We start from the raw sequence: 21,939 nt of genomic DNA, 5'->3' as shown, positions 1-21,939 counted from the left end.
GGGTCAATGAACATCAAAGAAATCTTCGTAATTCTCGCGTGATATAGCCGCCGTCTCGGAGTCAGGGTAAGCACGTGTGAAAGTTTTCGATATCCTGGCTTTGGCGGAGGGGTTCCACTTGAACTCAAAAGCGTGAAAGCGGTTTTCCCGCTCTTCAACATAATCAATCTCCTGCTGCTGGGTAGTCCGCCAGAAGTACATTTTGTGGCGTATTCGCTTATAATCAAGCAGTTTTCGGCGCTCGGCGATAAGGAAATTCTCCCAGATCGCCCCGACATCTGCCCGCTGGGCAAGTGATGCAAAATTGTTTATGACCGCGTTGCGTATTCCTGTATCATAAAAGTAGTATTTTCTGCCCTTTCGAAGCTCAGTGCGTACGTTTCGGGCAAGCGAGGGCAAAGAAAAAACCACAAATGCCTTTTCCAGCAGGTCGAGATATTTATTGACAGTATTTTTATCTACTCCTATCAGTCGGGATAGTTCATGAGGCGAAACTTCACTGCCGATCTGCAATGCCAGGGCCTGAACAAGTTTTTCAAATACGTATGATTTCTTGATGTCGTTAAGAATGAAAAGATCCTTGTACAAATAGCTGTCTGCCAGTTCGTTAACGGTATTGCGTGCGTCATCTCCGGCGGCGGTTACCACCTCCGGATAATAGCCATAAATCAGTCGCTGCTCAAGGAGTCGGCGTTCCTTGATGAGTCCGTGATGCTTAACCATCTCCGCATATGAAAGCGGGTAGAGTTTAAACTCGGTTTTTCGGCCTGTAAGCGGCTCTTTAATATTGGATGCAAGCTCAAATGAAGATGAGCCGGAGGCAATGACCTGCACGTGTTTAATCTTGTCGGTTATCAATTTCAGCGTCAATCCGATATTTTTTATTCGCTGCGCCTCGTCTATAACCACAATCTTATTTGAACCGATAATTGCAATCAGCTCGTCAGAGGTAATATCACTGAAGTTTTCACGTATGTCGGGCTCATCGCCGTTAAGATACAAAACATCTTTTCTGCTGCCGCATACCATGTCAATAAGGGTGGTTTTTCCTACCTGGCGCGGTCCCATGAGAACGATTGCCTTGCCGGAAAACAGCCTGTTTTCGAGATCTGACTGTATGTGCCTGTTTATCATATTCACATTATACTATGATATTTTGTGAATGTAAACACAAAAAAATATAATAATTTTCGAATACAATCACGAATTATTATAATATTTTGTGAATAGTCTGGTTTCGCACTGCTGGAATTATGCCGGTTTCCAGGCTTCTCCGGGCAGCGGGGCGGTTTCTTCCTGCGGGGTGAAAACATTGCCCGTTTCGAAATCTTCCGCTGTTAGTTTCAGCGTCATGCTGTAGAACGGCGATTGCTCGTTTGTCATCAGGTCGCTCATGCGAACCATCTGGCCGGTATATGCGCTTATCCTGCCCATTATCCCGCACATGGTCGATGCGGCGACATTGTATGCCTCATTGATCGGCTTGCCGCTTTTTACGGCGTTTAGCAGGTCGATATGCTCCTGCACGTACGGGTTGTCGTGTGTCTTTATCTCTGCGGGCTTGATCGCGGGGTCTATGTCTTTTGGAGCGTTCGATGCCCATGTATCGCCTTTTGTGCCGACAAAATGCTCCGCCACTCTGTTGTAACAGCCGTTAATCTGGCGGCACATGCTGTGGATATGCACGCCCTCGCCATAGTCGAAATCCACACTGAATGAGTCGTACTGGTTTCCGGTAACCCTGCGGCTGCGGCTTCCAAAGCCCAGAGCCGCGACCGGCAGCCGGCCTATAAACCAGTTCGCAACGTCAATGTTATGGACGTGCTGTTCCACGATATGGTCGCCGCTCATCTCTGTGAAGTTCACCCAGTTGCGTACCAGATAGCTCGCATCTGATTCGTCTTCTTTACGGTCGCGGTGCCAGAGTTTGCCGCCGCACCAGAAAACTTCGCCGCCTTTTATCTCGCCGATAACTCCTTTTTGCACCAGGTCATACGTCCGCAGGTAATCGCCCTGGTGCCTGCGCTGTGTGCCGGCAACAATGCTCAGCCCGGCGGCTTTTGCCTTTTCGCCGGCGGCTATAATTCGCCTTGCTCCGGGCGGGTCAACTGCAACCGGCTTCTCCATGAATACATGCATTCCCGCTTTGACTGCCGCCTCTAAGTGCAGCGGGCGGAAGTTCGGCGGCGTGACCAGAAGTACCAGGTCTGCGCCGCTTGACATGACGTTTTTGTAACCGGTTGCTCCGCCGTAACATATATCCTCGCTGACGCCGTGCTCTTTTGCGGTTGCCTTTGCCTTATCGAGGAAGAAGTCAGCCAACGCGACAATTTTAACGTTTGTGCCGACGGCCTTTGCGGCGGCGATATGATCGCGAAGTGCTCCGTTTCCGCGTCCGCCGCAGCCGACAAGGGCGATTTTCAGCTCTTCATGGCCGGCGGCAAAGAGTTTCGATGAACCGGAGGCCAGCACTGCCGCTGATACGCTTGCGGTTTTAATTATATCTCTGCGGGTCATAACAATCTTGTTATTTTTCATTTTTACTCCTTAAATAATTAAATAAAGTGGACATGATTTACACGATTAACAAGATTTAAATATAATTCAATAAAATCCTGTCCATCTTGTTAATCTTGTCTAATTAGTTTTAAAGTCGGGGTTTAGAAATTATCGCATTTTCGGTACGCTTCTATGACGGCTCTTTCGCCGTCTTTTCCTTTCCGGCTGTTGCCGTGTTCCATGCCGACTATACCGGTATATCCTTTGGAGTGGATATGGGCAAATACGTTACGGTAGTTGATCTCTCCGGTTGTCGGTTCCTTGCGGCCGGGGTTGTCGCCGGTCTGGAAATATGCGATGTGTTTCCAGCATTTGTCGATGTTGGGTATCAGGTTACCCTCAGTTATCTGCTGGTGGTACAGGTCGTCGAGTATCTTGCAGCTCGGCGAATCAACGGCGGTGCAGATATTGTACGCCTGTGCCATTTTGGTCAGGAACAGCCCCGGGTGGTTGGCCTGCCAGTTGAGCGGCTCAAGAACCATTACAAGGCCGGTTTTTTCGAAAATCTCCGCCATAACCCGCAGGTTTTCCACGCAGTTAGCCATCTGGTAATCGTAATCGAGCTTCATTTCAACCTCGCTGGGAACGACTGTGCACCACCTCGCGTTGACACGTTTGGCAGTTTCTACTGTATCATGGCTCATTTTGCGAAGCTCGTCCTGGAAATCCTTGTCCGTTCTGGATACCATATCTTTCTTGCCGTAGCCCAGATACGAGCAGAATACACCCATCTCCATATCCAGCGAAGCCATCTTGTCGGCTATTTTCTGCTGGAGGCTTTTGTCACGTTTCATCATGCCGTTGTCTTCCCATGCCCGGAAGCCCTCGTCTGCCGCGAACTGTAGCTGATCGAGTAAATCCTTGCCGGCGGAATTTTCAAACATGCCGAAGTGCGGCGCGTACTTGAGTTTAAAAACTGGTTTCATGGTATGCTCCTGTGAGTGAAGAGAGGGTGAGGCCGCAACAGCCGCTGCGGCGGCACCTGCAATAATAAATTCACGTCTATCCATTTCGGTTCTCCAAAAGATATAACTATTACATTACTTATATCCTTTCAGCCCGTTAATGTCAACACAAATACCCGCTCGTTTATCGATTTACGCCGCCTGTTGCCGTAGTATTACAGAATTAGCGGAAATAGACTGATCTACGTTGTGTTTTGCTTCAATAAAATGCCGCAGACTAATAAACTCCCGCTGCCTTAAAAAAAAGATGTGTTATTTGAATTGACTTTTCAGCTCTTAAACTAAAATACTTTATTATGACCGATAATGTCAGACAGCTGGGAAAGATTAAATCAGCGTTATCAAAGTATTGGGGCTACAACAGCTTCCGGCCTCTGCAGGAGGAGGCCATGCACTGCGCTGTAACAGGCAGGGATTCAGTTGTCGTACTGCCCACCGGCGGCGGCAAGTCGCTATGTTTCCAGGTGCCGGCGGTTATAGGTGAGGGCTTAACGGTTGTAGTCTCGCCGCTGATTTCATTGATGAAAGATCAGGTTGATGCGCTGGTTGACTGCGGCGTTGCGGCGGCGCGGCTTGACAGTTCGCTGATGACGCATGAACAGGACAGGGTGTTCGAGATGATCGCCTCTAACCGGCTCAAACTCCTTTATATTTCACCTGAAAGAATCGTCTCGGAGTGGTTTCTAAATATTCTGTGCGGCTGTAAAATATCCTTTATAGCCGTTGATGAAGCCCATTGTGTGAGCATGTGGGGGCATGATTTCCGTCCCGAATACCGCCAGCTCGGCCGGCTCAAACAGCGGTTTCCAGGCGTATGTATCGGCGCATATACCGCAACTGCCACCGCTGTGGTGCGGCAGGATATCGCCGCACAGCTCAATCTCACAGATCCGGCAATGCTGACAGGCTCATTCGACCGGCCAAATCTCATATACAGGGTGAAGCCTCGCGGCAATATACTTAAACAGGTTCGCTCTGTAGTTGACCGCCACAAAAACGAGTCCGGCATAATCTACTGTATAAGGCGAAAAGACGTAGATTCGCTCTGTGATTCCCTCCAGTCCGCCGGGTACAGGGCCGCGGGCTACCATGCCGGCATGAAGGACCATCAACGCAAGCTCAGCCAGGATCTTTTTATAACAGAAAAAGTAGATATAGTTGTCGCTACAATCGCCTTCGGAATGGGTATCGATAAATCCAACGTTCGATACGTTATTCATACCGGTATGCCTAAATCTCTGGAGAATTACCAGCAGGAAAGCGGAAGGGCGGGCCGAGACGGGCTCGAGGCGGAATGCTGGCTGTTTTATTCAGGCGGCGATTACGGCGTATGGAAGAGCATTATCAGCAATTCAGAGAATTCCACACCCCAGTCAACAGAAGCGGCTATGGAAAAACTCACAGGCATATACAGCTACTGCACGGGTGACACATGCCGACACCGGAATCTGGTTGAATACTTTGGCCAGACGCTCAAAGCCGGCAGCTGCAGCGCATGCGATATCTGCCTTGATGAGTATGACGCGATAGAAGATGCACTCATAATCGGACAGAAGATTCTATCCTGTATCATGCGGGTCGAACAGCGGTTTGGTGGCGGCTATGTTGCCTCTGTTTTGGCCGGTTCCAAAGATAAACGGATAATAGAAAACGGCCATGACAGGCTCAGCACCTATTCGCTGCTCGCGGAGTATCAGATTAAAACGATACGCGGCTGGATAGAACAGCTCACCGGCCAGGGCTATATCGAAAAGTGCGGCGAGTTCAATGTGCTTGCTGTTACCAAAAAAGGCTGGAATGTTCTTCGGGGCGAAGAGACGCCGCGGCTGCTCAAGCCGACGATGCAAAAAGAAAAGATACAAAAAGCCCGGATAGCATCAAGTTCCTGGCAGGATGTTGACCGAAGTCTCTTTGAACACCTACGCAAGCTCCGCGCCGAGATCGCCGCGACAAGGCGCATTCCCGCTTACATTATTTTTGGCGACACCTCGCTTAGAGATATGGCACGCATAATGCCCGCCTCAGATGAAGAATTCTTACAGGTCAACGGCGCAGGCCGCAAAAAACTAAAAAAATACGGCAAAATGTTTATGCGGGCAATAGAAGAATACCAGCAGAATCATACATGAACTGATTTCTGCAAACTGTTTGATCAGAAGCTGTTTCTATCCGTATGAATTCAAAAAAGAAGTATTACTCAGCCGGTAACAAACGGCATTTATCGAACATCATTCCAGAGCGGTCTTTGCCATGGCTTTTATATTTTCGAGCGGTACGTTTGGCAGTATCGCTTCATGGCTTGGGCTTATGACAACATTGGGGCCCAGCTCAGCTTTTACCCGACGCACGTCCGCGGCGACTTCCTGTGGTGTTGCGTTTACCAGCAGATCCTGCGTGTCGATGCCGCCGATGAATGCGACCTTGCCGCCGAACTGCGAGCCGAGAGTTTCCGCGTCCATGTTTGCCGCCTTCGCCTGTATCGGGTGGAGTGCCTCGACTCCGAGATTGATAAGATCGGGAATGACCCTGTAGATCGATCCGCACGAGTGCAGGAGCACCTGGTATCCGTATTCATGGCCCAGGTCGGTGAGCTGCTTAAAGTACGGAAATATGAAATCCTTAAACTGCTGCGGAGCCACAAGCAGGTTAATCTGCGAGCCGAAATCATTGCCGAAGAAAAAGCCGTCAACCAAATCTCCCGCCGCCTCGAAAAACCGCCGGTTTGCCTCGAGGTAGAAATCCACGATTCCCTTTGTAACCGCCTGGACGACTTCGGGATGCGTGTACATCTTCATGAAGTAGTTTTCCATGCCGAACGCATCCGCTGCCAGGTGGAAAAACGGCGACCACATGCCGCTTGCCCGATAAAACGGGCCGACGTTATTGAGCTTCTCCAGGAACGGCTCAAAATCCAGATAATCAGGGTTGGGCCAGTCAAATTTCGCCGCGTCCTCCACCGTTTCGCAGTCCGCGAACCAGCCTTCTGCCGAGAGTGACTTGCTCTTTCGCTGTAAATCCCACGCCGGTTTGCCTTCGGGGTGTTTATAGCATTCATCCGCCATTAGCCATCTCATATCATCGCCGAGCTCAAGCCGGATATCCTCGAACGAATTTACGCCCATAAGCTCGATATATTTTTTTGCGGTATCCTCATGCGGATTACCCAGCCAGAGTCCGCATCTTTCAGTTTTTTCGCCCGCGATAACCGCTTTTACCAGTTCTCTGCTGTTCATGACAAACCTTTTAAATAAAACAACACTATATTTATCTCAAAAAATTATGATACCTTTAATATTTCCTGATATAAAGGATAATTACTTTGATTTATTCGTTTATCTGTGGTAATTATTCAACAGTGAATAGTGTCGATACATTTTTGTTTTCAGCCCAAATGCTGCCGCGGATTATGATCTCGGGCATTTTCGAGCACCCGAAACGCACATCGCCGGCGGGGTACCTGATATCTTATCACGCGATGCATTACTACATGTACAGCGGCACCGTGGAGATTGCCGGCAGTGTTTACCCCTTTTCCAGAGGCGACATCACGATTACCCCGGCGAATACCCGCAGCGTTTACACGCTTAATGAGAGCGGCAGGCATATCTGTTTTCACTTTTCACTGCCCGCCGGAGCGGTTAGCCTCCCGTTTCATATTCCCGCGGCACGCATTGAACCTGACATTCCCGCCCGGCTGAAAGGTATTCTGGAGATTTGTATGCCCGCCCGCAATAGCGCCGGCAGCGGCACGCTGAATACCGCCATTGCATCTAACATGCTGCACAGATGCCTGCTCGAATTGGCGCAATGCACCCTCAGAGATGGAGATATAGAAAATGATTTTAATAAGGCTCTGCGTGTTTTGATTAACTATATCGAGCTTAATCTCGATAAACCTATGAGCGTACCCGACCTGTGCCGCGTTGCCGGCATGAGCCAAAATTATCTCGCCCGCCGGTTCAGGGCAGTTTACGGCAGCACAATCAAGGAGTACATACTTTCACGCCGCATAGAGCGGGCCTGCTACCTGCTTCGAAATATGAACATATCCATCAAGGAAATCGCGTTTCAGTGCGGCATTGCAAACCCGCAGTATTTCAACAAGCTGTTCCGCTCGATAAAACACGTAAGCCCGTCTAAATACAGGTGTAACGGCGACTAAATTACTAAAAGACATCAGAGCTCTTTTTACCGCAGCCGGCTGTGTTATCCGCGAGGGGCGTTGCCTTCGGTAAACTTTATCAGCCTTTGAAGCCGCCGAGATTGTTTATGTAATTTGCGTGATTCGGTGCCCAGGCATCGTATTTAAAAGATTCAGGTATCGGCGTATTCTTGTGCCATTGATAAATTTTATCCCTAAGTTCTTTGGCGACTTCGCTCTGCTCGCCGGTTTCCAACAGGTTTTTTTGCTCGTAAGGGTCTGTTCGAAGGTCGAAGAACAAATGTTTGTCATTGTAGATGTTTTTGCCGCTCTCGTCCATCTTGACCGCGTAAAGGTGTGTTGGAGTTCGTATTGCCAGCTCGGCGAACGGCGTTTCGATAAAGGCATAATTATCTTCAAGGCTTGTCTTTTCCGCTGAACCGTCCATCAGAGAAGCGACACTCCGGCCCTGAACCGAACTGGGAATCTCTGTCTCACACAGCTCGAGGATCGTCGGCATTACATCTATAAGTGAGGTTACCTGTTCTTTGTTCTCGCCTTTTTTTATCCTGCCGGGCCAGCGGTATATCATGGGAACGCGGATCGCTTCTTCGTATGGGCGGTCCTTGTTCCATCTGTGCTGGCTGCCCAGCATATCACCATGGTCGGCGGCGAGAACAACAATAGTATTATCCTCAAGGCCGTTTTCTTTGAGTGAATCCAGAACCTGCCCGACTATATCATCTGTCCATGTGATGCTGCCGTAATAGAGGGCCGTCAGGTCTTTGACCGTGAATTCCGGGCTTGCCTTGGCTGTTATGGGCTGATGCGGGCTCTTTATAATCTTTTGCCACATGTAAATATGAAACCATGTCTCATTCGAGGCCAGTTTCCCCTCTCGCCAGACATTGGGCCGCAGCGGCAGCTTCTCGGGGTCATACATTCTGGTGTACTTATAAGGAACATCAAGCAGAGGCATGTGCGGCGAAATGATGTTGTAATAGAGGAAGAACGGCCTGGAGCCGGACTTGTTTTCGCGGAAGAATTCCCGGGCTTTGGCGATTTCGTGGTCGGCGGAGAAGACCGGCACCCGATACTCATCTTTTTCATTCTCTACAAATGAGCCGCTGGAGAAGATCTCGTTTGTAATCAGGCTCTGCTCAAAGCCTAAATGTGTGGGCCTGGCGTCCGTGTGCCATTTTCCGATCAGGGCTGTTTTGTAGCCCTTGTCTTTGAACAATTCTGCGATAGTGGCATCTTTGAATTTCGCCCGGTCATCTCTGCCAAGAAGGTGGTTATCTGTCATCTCATTCATACGTGAGCCGACACAGGTCCGGGCGTGCTGGCCGGAGAGCAGAGCCGCTCTGGCAGGGACGCAGACAGGGTTGTTTGAAATCCCAAGATCAAAGCGGTATCCCTGCCGCGCAAGATTGTCTATATGCGGCGTATTTACGGTCTCATTGCCGTAACAGCCCAGAGCAAAACTTCTGAGCTGGTCTATGAAAATCACGACTACATTCGGGCTTGTTTTTGAATTATGGGCAGCTGATTGTGACTTCCAGGCCTGTTCTTTTCCCAGCCCGGCGGATGAGCCAAGCCCCAGTGCAGCAGCACTAACACCCATTTTTCTCAGGAAGTCACGTCTGTCTATATTTGCCATATCTGTTTTCCTTTTCGTTTCATATCTGTTTAGTCTTGTCCAGAGTGAAATATTTCATTTCTATATCTTTAATTATATAAACCGTTATACAGGGCAAAGTCAAACATAAAATGAAATGTAATAATAACAAGGGGGAATTTCTCGCAGAACGGTTGGAGCAAATTCGTGAATTTGCTCTACAATTTGTCCCTTTGCAGTGCCGGGCAAGCGTCAACGCCGCTTTGGTGTAATAGTGGAATTGGAATAGGGGGCAGTAATATCGGTGAATGTATTCGAATCTCCGTAGGAGCTGTATCCAACCCGTTCAGTAACGGCGAATGCCGCAGTGCTGCTTGCAGCTGCCGCAACTGAATACAGGTTAAGTAGGTCTAGCGTCCCCGCTTGACATTGAGAGGGCGGAAAACCCGTACCGATTTCGCGTAAGGGGCCCTGCCCGCCGACTGCCGAACAAATGTCAACCGGGACGCTTGCCCTGATATGGAACGACCTTTGTCAATAGTTTTAATGAGATTATATTTACTTTTTTTTTAATTTTACATATCTTATTTTAATGACGCATGATAGCGTGGGATTCTTCGACGTTGATTCAGTCTGATATACGTGGATTAGCTTTTGGCCAGAGCCGACATTGAAATACTCCGTCGCAAACCTTGCTTTCTACGGGCATGAGTCAGACTTACCGATAAGGCATATCTGTCATATAGGACAATCGCAAGTGGTTTTTTCGTACCCACACTACCATTTGTCATGTTTTTCTGTATTAAATTTTAAATGTTTTTTCCCAGGGTGATGAAAAGTATATGAACTAAACTTTCTGCGGCTGAGCCTGTTTTCTTGCGTAATACTGGGTTGCTGTGAACCATATGAACCCGGCCAGCTCTCTGGCAACTGCGATGTTGGCCTTTACCAGAATCTTGCCCCTGGCCCGAAGGTACCTGTGCCGGTAACTCAAACGCTGCCCGGCCCTGTCAGCTATTTCTATTCCCCATTGCGGCCGGCTCTCTCTACGTTTTTTAAGGGCCTTAGATGGAACATATCGATGCCGGTAGTGGTGGGCAGTTTCATTGAGCAGCCGCCTTACCCGCTTATTGCCGGCCTTGGTTATCGGGCCTTTTTTTTCTGATTCTCCACTGGAGTCCTCTTTAGGGGTTAAACCGAGGTATGACATAAAAGCCGGGGCTGATTCAAAACGGGCAAAATCAAAAATTTCCACCAGAATGGATATTGCCGTGATGGTCTTGATGCCGTGAAAACAACTCAAAATACCTACCATTTCGCGGTAGTCATCCGTTTCTGCCAGCGCCTCAACACGCCGATCACACCTGTCGAGCCTTTCACAACAGTTTATGTACTGGGCGAAATATGCCTCAAAGACTTCATTCAGGGCGGGCTCTTCGAAGTTTATACCACGCAGCCAGGTTATATGCTTATCTGTCCAGTGATTGCCCTGATGGTAAATATAGCTATGACGATTGAGAAACTTGAGTATGTGATGTTGTGCTCTCTGGACATCCTTTCGGGCTGTCTCACGAAGACGCACCAGCTCTCTATCTGCCTCCTGTTTCTCATTGGGAGCGTGAACCTCGGTCAACAGGCCCGCACTGTAGTACTCCTGAAGCTTCTTTGCGTCCCTGCGGTCTGTTTTTATACGAACTCCGGGTTTTACCGGTACCAGAGATGGGGCGATTACCGCACACTTAAAGCCCAGAGCCTCAATCCTGCGCTTGAGAGAAAAGCCGCAAACGCCGGCTTCATAGCAGAATTCAACCGGCCCAGGTGCCTGACGGGCTATCTTTTTTACTGCCCGTTTAATATCAGAGGGCGTATTTTTGATTGTAAATTCAACAACATTATCCCGATCAGGGTATTTTATGGCAGCTTTATGTTGTTTTTGTGTGTATCCATTCCTACATATGTTATAATATTGTTCATAACGACCGGTACCTTTCGTATTGTATGCGGCTCTGTTGCCACAGTGTAATAACCCGCGATTGGCAGGTGCTACGTACACCTTATCGCATAAACCGTAATTATCCGGCTTATGACGAGATTTGCAACCGGTGGGGCCGGTCGTTCCATATTTTCTACTTATGGTCATCCGCCCCTTGTTGTCATAATAATACATACGTGTATCTATCGGTGTTATGTGATGATTTTTGCATTTTAATGTTCTCAAAAACAATATAATTCCATGTCTTTAAATATCTTGCGCATTAAATGTCCCGCGGACCTTTATTTATTATTTCCAACCATTTTAATTTACTCCAGATTAAATACCCCAATGTGGTTTGAAAAATCAGCAATATCCTAAGAAAGATAGCAATACTCAGACAAGGAGCCCCAATCAATGATAAAATTGCAAAACTAATGAAAGACAATACAACCAGTTTAACCTTCTGGACAAAAACGGAAATAAGATTAACTGCTAAGGCTATAATAGCAACAATATTCCAAATATCATAGCTTAAATTAAAGTAGTATAAAATATTATAACATTTACCCAAAATCACCAACAATGAAAAAAGTATACCTGAAATCATCAGCAAGCAAGCGGCCAACTTAAACCAAAAGTCTTTATTACTATTCATTCACCGTGCCCACATCCGAATTGTTGTTAATTTGTTCATTTCGAACTCCGAATCGGGTTTTTATATACTCTTCATAAGAGCAGGGTACAAGGATTTCATTGACTAATTTATACCTTCTAACACTTGCATCAACAGTTATAGGCAGGTACGAATCTTCATTCCAGATTGTGGTTATCTGTCCTGCTTTCCATCTCTTATCTCGCCAGCAGGCATCTTCAATTTTCTTTTGGTATTCTTCGGGTGTCACATATAAAGGCTGAGACTTTAAATCCTCCAAAACATCGGTTTTGTACTCTATTCGGTTCATTACAATAAAAGATGCTGTATCAAGTCTCCTCAACCAAAAATGATAGGGGCGGATATTAAAAATGCTGACGTTCTCTTTTATATAAGATAGTTCGTTCATAACTTCTACGATACGTGCAAAATCATAGTCATCTAAATAAAGATTTCTGTCCCAACTGCGATTAATAAATTTTTCTAGTGTATGGATCCCTGAATCTGCATACATAGAAATCCATAATTTGTGCATGTTGACATAAATAACTACTATCACAAAAATAGATATTAATATCAATTTTGTTTTTTTGTTTATATGTTTGTATTTCATTCAAATGGCCTAAAATATGGTTTGCATTTCCTGTCACAATCTTCCTTTGAATGTTCACATTTAACTGGAAGCAAATCATTACTAGGAATGTTTGGCGAATGAATTTGATTTTGGGTAAGAACTAATACGCCTTTGACGCTTTGGTTTTTTTTACTTGTCTTACCATTGCAATAATCTGTAATACATTGATAGAGAGCTTTACACGGTATTTTGTAACCCAATTTTATTGCTTCTTTATACCTTTCCAGCCTCAGTTTGTCTGGGTACTGAAATGTAGTCATACTAAACTCATAGAGCGGGCCTACCTCTCCAGTCCCCGTTAAATGGGAATAACCAGCTATACCCACTTTATATCTCGTATATACGGCAACTAAAAACGATACTTTTCGCCGGATGTCGAAAAATAACCGATCGTACCACCAAACATCAACATAACGTCTTTTGTAATACCTTTCATAAATACTTTTATCCTCCCATGACCATAAGAACAGCCCCCATTCATCCCTGCCATCCACCGGGTCACTGTTGGCATAGAGGTACAGATTCGTGCCGTCTGTAAACTGCTTTCGCGGCGAATAGGGGTTATTCCAGTTGCCGTCGGGGTTTATGCCGTGCGGGTCTTTTTGCAGGAATCTTCCTATTTCGGGCGAGTAGTAGCGGTTTCGATAGTACATAAGCCGGAGATTGCCGGAATCAAGGGTATCGAGGCGTCTGCCGGTGAAGGTGTACTCGTTGCCGAAAGCGGAAGCGGCGGTGTAAACATCGTCGCCGGTGTAGAACTCACCGTCTGTGCCGGCGGTGAAGATGTGGGCGTTGCCGTACGCATCGTACTCGCAGCGTTCTACAACATCGAAATTTGAAGACGAATTCGCAATCGCGACAACCGAATGCAGGTTAAGTAGGTCAAGCGTCCCCGCTTGACATTGAGAGGGCGGGAAACCCGTCCGGATTTCGCGTAAGGGGCCCTGCCCGCCGACTGCCGAAAAAATGTCAACCGAGACGGTTGACCTACTTATGGTCATCCGCCCCTTGTTGTCATAATAATACATCCAGGGATAATCCATCGTATTGTCGTCCTTCATAATCCGCCTGCCAAGGGCATCATAGCAAAACTGAGCAACTGCCGCGCTCTGGCCGTCTTCAATCCTGACAAGGCGGTTTTCGTAGTCATAAGTGTAGGTATAATCGTGTATATCCTCAGTCATGTTGCCGGCATTATCATACGAAATCCCCTTATTGTCAATAGAATTATACTGGTTATTATCCGGATCTACAGCAAATTCAATATCATCGTAACTTGATGTTGATTCGTCCCATATAGTGATATCGCCGTCACGGTTGCCGAGGTCATCCATATTCGTAAAATCTTCGGTGTTGGCAGAGACCCCAAGATGCTGAGCCATCAGCAGGCGGTCAATGTCATCATACGTATAAGTAGTTGCCGGAGCAGAGCTTCTATGCCCAAACTGCTTGCTTGCAATATTGTTTGTCCCGGATTCATAGGTATAGTCGAAATCCAGAATATGATCCTTTGAAACTAAAAAGGGGTCAGACACCCTTTTGATTTAAGCGGTGTTACGTCGGAGATTGCCGCCGCAATCTAACGAAAATGCCGCACACGTCTGATCGGCTGTTATGAATTGCGGGGAAATGCATATCAATTCCTGTAATCCTGACAAATCTGCCATATTGGCATAAAAAACATAAAGTGTTTTGTTGTTTAAGGTCTTTGTTGGCATGAGTTTAATGCTGTTGCTTTTTTCTGGCACGGTGTTTGCAACTAAACTGGCACAGAAGTATATTATTTGGAATTTTAATAATTTATTTATAAACGTGGAGATTTATAATGGGTAAAATAATTGGAATAGACTTAGGAACAACTAACTCGGTTGTGGCAGTTATGGAAGGAACAGCGCCGAAGGTGCTGATCAACGGTTCCGGCTCACGGCTTACGCCCTCTGTAGTAGGTTTTACAGAGAAGGGCGAAAGGCTCGTCGGCCAGACCGCACGCCACCAGCAGGTAACAAACCCTAAAAATACTATTTTCTCTGTCAAGAGATTTATGGGCCGCAAGCACCATGAGGTCAGTTCGGAAGAAAAAACCGTGCCTTACGAGATTACCGGCGGCTCAAACGAGCTGGTGAAAATCAAAACACGCGATAAGGAATTGACCCCGCCCGAGATATCCGCAATGATTCTTCAGGATCTCAAAAAGGTTGCAGAAGATTATCTGGGCGAAACGGTTGATCAGGCGGTAATTACTGTGCCTGCATACTTTAACGATGCGCAGCGCCAGGCGACCAAGGATGCCGGAAAAATCGCCGGCCTCAAGGTTGAACGTATCATAAACGAGCCGACCGCTGCCGCTCTGGCTTACGGGCTTGACCAGAAAAAAGACGAGAAAATCGCCGTATTCGACTTTGGCGGGGGTACTTTTGATATATCGATCCTCGACATCGGCGAAAACGTTGTTGAGGTTCTCAGCACAAACGGCGACGGCCACCTCGGCGGCGACGACCTTGATGAGGTTCTGATCAATTACCTCGCTGAGGAATTCCGCAAAGAGCAGGGTATTGACCTGCGTGAAGATCCGATGGCTCATCAGCGGCTCAAAGAGGCCGCAGAAAAGGCAAAATGTGAGCTCTCGCAGCAGGTCGAGGCATCTGTGAATCTGCCGTTTATCACAGCGGACTCCAGCGGCCCAAAACATCTGCAGATGACCATCAGCCGCAGTAAGTTTGAGGCACTGGCAGAAGGCGTATTCGAACGGCTCAAGGCTCCGTGCCGCCAGGCGATCAAAGACGCCAAGCTCAACAACGGGGATATTAACGAGATTCTCCTTGTCGGCGGCTCAACACGTGTACCGAAAGTCGTTGAGATTGTACGCGAGATATTCGGCAAAGAGCCCAACAAGAGTATCAACCCCGATGAAGTGGTTGCACTTGGCGCGGCTATCCAGGGTGCGATTCTCTCCGGCGATGAAGGCGTAAAAGATATTCTTCTGCTTGACGTTACGCCGCTCTCGCTCGGTATCGAGACGCTTGGCAGCGTAATGACAAAGCTCATCGAACGCAACACCACGATCCCGACCAGCAAGAAACAGGTATTCTCGACCGCGGCAGACAATCAGACCGCAGTTGATATTCATGTGCTTCAGGGCGAGCGTGAATTCGCCAAGGACAACAGGACGCTTGGCAGGTTCCAGCTTACCGATATACCGCCTGCTCCCCGCGGCGTACCGCAGATTGAGGTTGCGTTTGATATAGACGCCAACGGTATTCTGCATGTTTCCGCCAAGGACGTGGCTACCGGCAAACAGCAGTCCATTGAGATCAAGTCAAGCTCCGGCCTTTCGGAAGATGAGATCAAGAAGATGACAACCGATGCCGAGGCTCATGCCGAGGAAGACCGCAAACGCCGCGAGCTGGTTGACCAGAAAAATCAGGCCGACCAGGTTATCTACTCGACAGAGAAGACGCTCAAGGAACACGGCGACAAGGTTTCTGCCGAGACACGCAGCAACATCGAGAATGCCGTGAACAACCTCAAGGAAGCCGTAAAGACAGACGATATCGAGGCTATAAAGAAGGCTGTCGAGAAAGTCAGTGAAGCCGGCCAGGAGCTTGGCAAGGTTCTCTATGAAGAGGCCGCCAAGAAGCAGCAGGCAGCCGGCGGCGAAGGTGCCGCACAGGATGCCGGTCAGCAGAGTGCCGAAGAGCCCAAGAAGGGTGGCGACGACGTTATCGATGCGGAGTTCGAGGAAAAAGACTAATCATCGAATCCTCATGCAGGCTCTGACGCAGTAACATGCGATTGATATAAATTACTTTAGATGCGGGCAGCGAACCAGGGAACACAACCCACAGGCGCTGCCCGTTTTTTTTGGGGGCAATTAAAAGAACTAAAATGTATTTCCTGATAAAATAATTGACTTAGCGGATTCAACTCATAAGTGCAATTAAGTCGCCAAAATTGTGGTGAGCTGGTATACTCTCTCACTGAATTATGGTGACCTCAACGAAAGGAACACTTATGAGAGCGTACAAGCAGCTCACCGAAGACGATCGTATCGAAATATATGCCATGAAGCAAGCAGGAAATCAACAAAAACAAATAGCTGCGGCGTTGGGCGTTTCTCCCAGCACGATCAGCAGGGAACTGGCCCGCAATACAGGTCTGCGGGGCTATCGCCCTAAGCAGGCCCAGCAAAAGGCTTTATATCGACGGATGGCCGCCCGTAAAGCAGTCAAAATGAAGCCGGAGACGATAGAATACATTGAATCCCGCCTCCGGCAGCAACATTCGCCGGAGCAGATCGCAAAACGCATGAAAACCGATCCCCACTGGCAGGGGCCGGCCGTCAGTCATGAGCGGATTTACCAGCACATTTGGCAGGATAAAGCCCGGGGAGAAACCCTGTATACCCATCTGCGGATTGCCGGGACCAAACAAAGAAGAAAACGAAGAAACAGCCGGGACCGGCGTGGAACGATCAAAAACAGGGTTGGTATCGAAAAACGCCCACCGGTTGTAGAGAGAAAAAACCGCATCGGGGACTGGGAAGGCGACACCGTCGTGGGGAAAAACCATCAGGGAGCCCTGGTAACCCTGGTTGACCGCAAAAGCAAGCTGACGCTGATCGGTAAGGTAGATCGTTATACCGCCGAAGCGGTTGAACGGACCATTATCGCCCTGATCGGCACGCTGCCCCGACGAACCTATACACTGACAGTGGACAATGGCAAAGAATTTTCAAACCATGAATCTATTGCCCATAACCTTAAAATTAAGGTCTTCTTTGCCGATCCCTACAGTGCATGGCAGCGGGGCTTGAATGAGAATACCAATGGCTTGATCCGTCAGTATGTACCAAAAGGAAGTGACATCCGAATGCTGACCAATCAGAAGATTGAGCACATAATGAATCGACTGAATAATCGACCCAGAAAATCTCTTGGATTTTTAACCCCAAATGAAGTATTCTATAAGAGGAAAAAACTAACAGGATAACAAAACAGGATTTAACTTAATTGCACTTGGGAGTTGAATCCGCGCTTTATTACTGGATGAGTAAAATCAGATTATAAATTCATCGTGTGAGATGAGGATCAGACCAATAAGTATTTTTTTTAGAGGCAAAATAAAATGAAGAAAACAGCTTTTCTTACCCTGATTATTTCTTTTTCAATTCTTTTAACCGGCTGCAGCTGTGAGAAGGTTAGCAAATACCCCGTAGAAATCGGCTCGCACTCTGCTGTTACTCCCGTTGCGAGAAGTGACAGGGACTGGTGGATGCCGCGGCATGAAGGTGTGCTCGAGCAGGTTAAAGACGGTAATGTTGATCTGATAATGATCGGCGATTCGATCACCCACGGCTGGGACGGCAAGGGCAAAGACGTGTGGCAGCAGTACTACGCCCCGAGAAACGCGGTCAATATGGGCTTTAGCGGCGACCGCACGCAGCATGTGCTCTGGCGGCTGGAAAACGGCGAAATCGACGGTATTGACCCGAAGCTGGCGGTAATAATGATCGGCACCAACAATTCCAACTGGCAGGACAATACCGCTCAGGAAATAGCCGACGGCATCGTTGCGATATGCAAAAAGCTCAGGGCCGATTTGCCCCAGACAAAGATACTCATTCTGGCGATATTCCCCCGCGGCGAAGGCCCCTCGGCACAGCGTGAAAAGAATCAGCTCGCTTCCGAGATGGCTTCAAAAATCGCCGACGGCAAGTGGATATACTATCTTGATATCAATGATGAATTCCTCGACGAGAACGAGATCCTTTCAAAAGACATTATGCCCGACCTGCTGCATCCAAACGAAAACGGATACAAAATCTGGGCAGAGGCAATCGAGCCGACCGTCAAAAAGCTGATGGGTGAATAAGTTAGAAATTAAATTTTATCATTGACTGGATTGCTTGAATATCTGTTAAAAAGCACCGTCCCTTTATGTGACAGAGACGGTGCTTCGGTAATCCTACAATTCTTTGTAAGCTATACTGCTGGTTGGGGATTAGAACTGCTGTCCTGCAGTTTTTTCTCCATCCTTTTCTGTAAAGGTTTCGACAATCTGTTCAGTAACATCCTGTGGCGTAATATCATTTGCCGTGTATGCAATCTCCAGCGCGATGATCTTAACACCAGCCGCTTCGGCAGCCTCTGGAAGGGCTTTTTCTACATCCTGGTGAAACTGTTCGATAACTTGATTTCTTTGCTGTTCAAATTGCTGTTGCAATTGCCTTAACTTCTGCTGATTCTCTTGCTGCTGGGCTTTTTGGGTTTCTTCCTGAATAGAAGCGTAAAACTCCATCAGTTTTTCTTGTAAGGGGTGTTGCTCAAAAGCAGCCTGTGGATCGTAGGTGCCGATTATGGATGATTCTTTTGATGTACTATTCTGTTCAGAAGAATTCTGCCACGATGGGGCTTGATCCTGCGCATTCAATTGCCCCGTAAACATTACTGCTGTAATCAGGACGCCGGCCGCGAGTGCAGCCAGCATCACGAACTTGTTTGTGTTACGATGAATCATAATTAAAATTTCCTTTCTGGGATTGGTACTGTTTTTGTAGTGACCTGTTCGCCGACGATGGGAAAGGGTCAACAACATGTTTTCTTAATTCTTAGAGATTAGCTCAAATTTAAGGCCATTCTGATTCTGTTGAGTTATCTTGCTGTCCTTGCTGATAGAGAGGCTCCCGGGATTGTTCCGATTGCCCTTCTTCGGGGGCCCACCCTTGGCCTTGAGGTTGCTGGGGTTGCGATGAATTTGGCGGTGGTGGTGTGGGCGACGGTGGTGCAGGTGTTTCATCGTTGCACCCTGCAAACAATAATCCTATCGCGATAACAAGAATGCCGGCGCTTATTTTTTTTAATATTTGCATCGTCATTTTAATCTCCTGTGTATTCAAGTTTTAAACGAAGGCAGGGACAATTCCGACGTCCTCGGCCGGACCCGACCAGATTAAACTCATTAGAGCAATACGCGGAAATCGGGGTGGTGCCCGCGATTCATGTTGTTTTGTTTTGAATTCAGTCATTAAATTACTCCGTAAATTTAAAAAAGTGTGATAAAATTAGAATGTAGTTGTATCATTACATGTAGATATCCTGAACTGCCTGTTTAATATAGGGTACCTGAAACGGGTTAACGCTTAATTCCTGAAAACCCATTGCAAGAAGCCTCTTAACTGCATTGGCTTCTCCCGCAAGCTGCCCGCACACTCCGATGGGCTTTTTGTCGGCCGCCTTAGCCACACAACGCAGCAAATAAAATATGGATGGATGCTCATGTATAAAGTAGTCAGCCACCTCAGCGTCATCGCGGCTTGCGGCCATGGTGTATTGCGTTAAATCATTAGTTCCTACGCTTAGGAAATCACTATATTTTGATATAGTTTCAGCACACAAGGCAGCGGCCGGTGTCTCTATCATACTGCCCAGCGGCGGCTGGTGACAAGAGAGGTCGTTTGCAGCTTCTTCGTAAAATTTTCGAACAGCCTGCATGTCAGACTCCAGGGTTACCATCGGCACCAGTATTCTTACAGAACGGGAGAGCGAAAGTCGTAAAAAAGATCGCAATTGTGTAATCAGCAAGTCAGGGAAATTCAGAAGGAAACGCACCCCACGCTGTCCCATTAACGGCTCAGAGATATTAGTATGATTAAGGAAAGGCAGCAACTTATCCCCGCCTATGTCAAGCAGCCGTAGTGTGACAGGTATGTTTGTGTTAATTGGTGCCAGTGTTTCTTGCAGAGTCTCAAGAAGCTCGTCTTCCCCTGGAATATCTTCACGCCCGAAGTATAGCTGTTCAGTACGATATAAACCGATACCATCGGCACCGTGCTTTACAGCAAGCTCGGCGTCTTCACGGCAGGAAATATTTGCTGTAACCTCCACTTCGGTTCCGTCAAGAGTTGCGGCTTTCTCATGCGAATACTGTTTAGCAATGGCAAATCGAACTGACATATCCTCTTGTTTCTTTTGAAATTTCCTCTGCATTTCTTCATCTGGATCGATAAGAACACTTCCTTGTGTGCCATCCACAATCAAGTTTTCACCCTGTGTTATTTTTTGCACGGCATTGTCTATGTTTGACACAGCGGGTATTCCGAGTTCACGGGTGAGGATAGCCGCATGACTGGCCGGCCCCCCGCGTTCAACGATAACTCCTGAAACGGCCTTCCGAGAAAAAAACACTGTGTCGGATGGGAATAACTCAGAGGCAACAACAATGGTGTTATCAGGCAGATCGGCTAATCTATGTGATGCCTGTCCTGTAAGTGTCCGTAATACCTGTCTGGCCAAGTCGGCAATATCATCAGCCCGTTGAGCCAGCCTGCAATCTTCAGCATGGCGAATCCTTGCTTCTAAACGCCGGAAAACAGCGAGAACCACTAACTCGGCATTAACACAGCTTCTTTTTATTGTCTCGTATATTTCCTGATGCAGTGAAGAATCGCTGAGTATTTTGGTGTGCGAGCTGAGAATTGCGGCGAAATCACTATTTAGCTTTCTCTCAACTTCTTTTTGATTTTTTTGTAAACGTCCGCGTACATTATCAAAAGCTTCTTTTATGCGTTGATATTCTTTTTCCACCTCGTTGGCATCAATACAATATATATCTTGCATATCTTGTAGAACGTTTCGATATATATGTGCCTTGCCAATGCCAACACCAGAGGAGATGCTGTAACCGGAAAGTTCATAATTTTTTATTTTATTACTATACATAGTTGATTCCTAAATTTGAGATGAAATCAGTTTTTGCACTTTTTTAATAAGATCATTGACATCAAATGGTTTATCAAGAACTTCCACATCGCCCAATTTTTCAGCCATCCTGTGGGTCTCGTCATCGCCAAAAGCGGTAATAAAAATAGCCGGCGGGCAGGTCTCTGCACAATTGAGGGCATTGATTATCCTTAAGGCTTCCAGGCCACCCATCTTTGGCATTCGTATATCAGAGACGACAGCATCAAAACGATCATCGGGAGAAAAAGACATATTTTCCCCGGCATTATGAATGCAATAAAGAATCCAGTCGAACGCCTTCATACGTTTAGTGACCCTGTAGCCTTCTTGCATAAGTGCTTCTGAGAGCATGTTGAGCATTTCCTCATCGTCTTCTATGAGCAGAATATGAGGGGAACGTTTAGAGTCAGAAGAATCTTCTGGCATCTTACTAAGCTCATTTGGTTGTTCTGTCGGCATATTTTGCATCCTTGGCTAACATACAAAAAATATATAATTTCTTTACGTTAACAATGAGCAACATTTATGCCAAAGCATGCCGGAGATGGCCGCGGTAAATATAAGTCTCTGCTGTCAGGGAGTTTATTAAATGAGAAAAATTTATTGAAGTGAAATGTGTGCAGGGAGTGGTGATTTGTGCTGTGTCATGGCGGCACA

General features: G+C 47.2%; 18 protein-coding genes. 5 read left to right on the top strand and 13 right to left on the bottom strand.

The annotated features are described in order from the left end of the window. Positions 1 to 3 precede the first annotated feature (3 nt). From SMSP2_RS10905 to SMSP2_RS10895, 3 genes are all read right to left on the bottom strand, one after another. On the bottom strand, positions 4 to 1,134 hold the full coding sequence (locus tag SMSP2_RS10905; RefSeq protein WP_146683995.1) for an ATP-binding protein: 1,131 nt from the start codon (positions 1,132 to 1,134) through the stop codon (positions 4 to 6). A 117-nt stretch (positions 1,135 to 1,251) separates the two neighbouring features. Continuing rightward, on the bottom strand, positions 1,252 to 2,538 hold the full coding sequence (locus tag SMSP2_RS10900; protein ID WP_146683993.1) for a Gfo/Idh/MocA family protein: 1,287 nt from the start codon (positions 2,536 to 2,538) through the stop codon (positions 1,252 to 1,254). A gap of 122 nt (positions 2,539 to 2,660) precedes the next feature. Continuing rightward, a complete protein-coding gene (locus tag SMSP2_RS10895) occupies positions 2,661 to 3,569 on the bottom strand; it encodes a hydroxypyruvate isomerase family protein (RefSeq protein WP_146683991.1) in 909 nt (302 codons plus the stop codon). Positions 3,570 to 3,820: 251 nt separating this feature from the next. Here SMSP2_RS10895 and recQ point away from each other — a divergent pair, with 251 nt between their 5' ends. Then, positions 3,821 to 5,653: a DNA helicase RecQ gene (gene recQ, locus SMSP2_RS10890; protein WP_146683989.1), complete on the top strand. Its 1,833-nt coding sequence runs from the start codon at positions 3,821 to 3,823 to the stop codon at positions 5,651 to 5,653. 99 nt (positions 5,654 to 5,752) lie between these two features. On the opposite strand, the gene SMSP2_RS10885 is transcribed toward recQ, so the two are convergent. Continuing rightward, entirely contained in the window at positions 5,753 to 6,757 is a 1,005-nt protein-coding gene (locus tag SMSP2_RS10885; protein ID WP_146683987.1) for a uroporphyrinogen decarboxylase family protein, read from the bottom strand. Between the two features lie 122 nt (positions 6,758 to 6,879). Between SMSP2_RS10885 and SMSP2_RS10880 the strand changes: the two genes are divergently transcribed. Further along, positions 6,880 to 7,686, top strand: coding sequence for a helix-turn-helix domain-containing protein (locus SMSP2_RS10880; protein ID WP_146683985.1), 807 nt, complete (start codon positions 6,880 to 6,882; stop codon positions 7,684 to 7,686). Between the two features lie 79 nt (positions 7,687 to 7,765). On the opposite strand, the gene SMSP2_RS10875 is transcribed toward SMSP2_RS10880, so the two are convergent. The 5 genes from SMSP2_RS10875 to SMSP2_RS10855 all read right to left on the bottom strand — a co-directional run bounded on the left by SMSP2_RS10875 (position 7,766) and on the right by SMSP2_RS10855 (position 14,079). Then, positions 7,766 to 9,325 (bottom strand): sulfatase-like hydrolase/transferase, encoded by a 1,560-nt coding sequence (locus SMSP2_RS10875; protein ID WP_146684902.1) that lies wholly within the window; start codon positions 9,323 to 9,325, stop codon positions 7,766 to 7,768. An 805-nt stretch (positions 9,326 to 10,130) separates the two neighbouring features. Next, positions 10,131 to 11,501, bottom strand: coding sequence for an IS110 family RNA-guided transposase (locus SMSP2_RS10870; RefSeq protein ID WP_146683983.1), 1,371 nt, complete (start codon positions 11,499 to 11,501; stop codon positions 10,131 to 10,133). 37 nt (positions 11,502 to 11,538) lie between these two features. Next, a complete protein-coding gene (locus SMSP2_RS10865) occupies positions 11,539 to 11,913 on the bottom strand; it encodes a hypothetical protein (RefSeq protein WP_146683981.1) in 375 nt (124 codons plus the stop codon). Further along, positions 11,906 to 12,523 (bottom strand): hypothetical protein, encoded by a 618-nt coding sequence (locus tag SMSP2_RS10860; RefSeq protein ID WP_146683979.1) that lies wholly within the window; start codon positions 12,521 to 12,523, stop codon positions 11,906 to 11,908. Before SMSP2_RS10860 ends, SMSP2_RS10865 begins: the two co-directional genes overlap by 8 nt. Further along, positions 12,520 to 14,079, bottom strand: coding sequence for an RHS repeat domain-containing protein (locus SMSP2_RS10855; RefSeq protein WP_146683977.1), 1,560 nt, complete (start codon positions 14,077 to 14,079; stop codon positions 12,520 to 12,522). Before SMSP2_RS10855 ends, SMSP2_RS10860 begins: the two co-directional genes overlap by 4 nt. A 290-nt stretch (positions 14,080 to 14,369) precedes the next feature. On the opposite strand from SMSP2_RS10855, the gene dnaK reads away from it, so the two are divergent. The 3 genes from dnaK to SMSP2_RS10840 all read left to right on the top strand — a co-directional run bounded on the left by dnaK (position 14,370) and on the right by SMSP2_RS10840 (position 18,415). Next, positions 14,370 to 16,295 carry a molecular chaperone DnaK gene (gene dnaK, locus SMSP2_RS10850; RefSeq protein WP_146683975.1) on the top strand — a complete coding sequence of 642 codons (1,926 nt, stop codon included), beginning with the start codon at positions 14,370 to 14,372 and terminating at the stop codon, positions 16,293 to 16,295. Positions 16,296 to 16,555: 260 nt separating this feature from the next. Further along, positions 16,556 to 17,533, top strand: a complete 978-nt coding sequence (locus tag SMSP2_RS10845) for an IS30 family transposase (RefSeq protein ID WP_146682659.1) — start codon at positions 16,556 to 16,558, stop codon at positions 17,531 to 17,533. A 135-nt stretch (positions 17,534 to 17,668) separates the two neighbouring features. Beyond that, the gene (locus tag SMSP2_RS10840) at positions 17,669 to 18,415 is read left to right on the top strand and encodes a platelet-activating factor acetylhydrolase IB subunit (RefSeq protein ID WP_146683974.1); all 747 of its coding nucleotides are present in this window, start codon (positions 17,669 to 17,671) and stop codon (positions 18,413 to 18,415) included. 129 nt (positions 18,416 to 18,544) lie between these two features. On the opposite strand, the gene SMSP2_RS10835 is transcribed toward SMSP2_RS10840, so the two are convergent. From SMSP2_RS10835 to SMSP2_RS10820, 4 genes are all read right to left on the bottom strand, one after another. Beyond that, complete coding sequence (locus tag SMSP2_RS10835; protein ID WP_146683972.1) at positions 18,545 to 19,060, bottom strand: hypothetical protein; 516 nt, start codon at positions 19,058 to 19,060, stop codon at positions 18,545 to 18,547. Between the two features lie 109 nt (positions 19,061 to 19,169). Then, positions 19,170 to 19,418 (bottom strand): hypothetical protein, encoded by a 249-nt coding sequence (locus SMSP2_RS10830; protein WP_146683970.1) that lies wholly within the window; start codon positions 19,416 to 19,418, stop codon positions 19,170 to 19,172. A 205-nt stretch (positions 19,419 to 19,623) separates the two neighbouring features. After that, positions 19,624 to 21,261 carry a phosphoenolpyruvate--protein phosphotransferase gene (ptsP, locus tag SMSP2_RS10825; RefSeq protein WP_146683969.1) on the bottom strand — a complete coding sequence of 546 codons (1,638 nt, stop codon included), beginning with the start codon at positions 21,259 to 21,261 and terminating at the stop codon, positions 19,624 to 19,626. Between the two features lie 9 nt (positions 21,262 to 21,270). Next, positions 21,271 to 21,741, bottom strand: a complete 471-nt coding sequence (locus tag SMSP2_RS10820; protein WP_186804689.1) for a response regulator — start codon at positions 21,739 to 21,741, stop codon at positions 21,271 to 21,273. Positions 21,742 to 21,939 lie beyond the last annotated feature (198 nt).

Source organism: Limihaloglobus sulfuriphilus (assembly GCF_001999965.1).
Lineage (GTDB): Bacteria > Planctomycetota > Phycisphaerae > Sedimentisphaerales > Sedimentisphaeraceae > Limihaloglobus > Limihaloglobus sulfuriphilus.
This window is presented reverse-complemented; position numbering and strand designations above follow the sequence as displayed.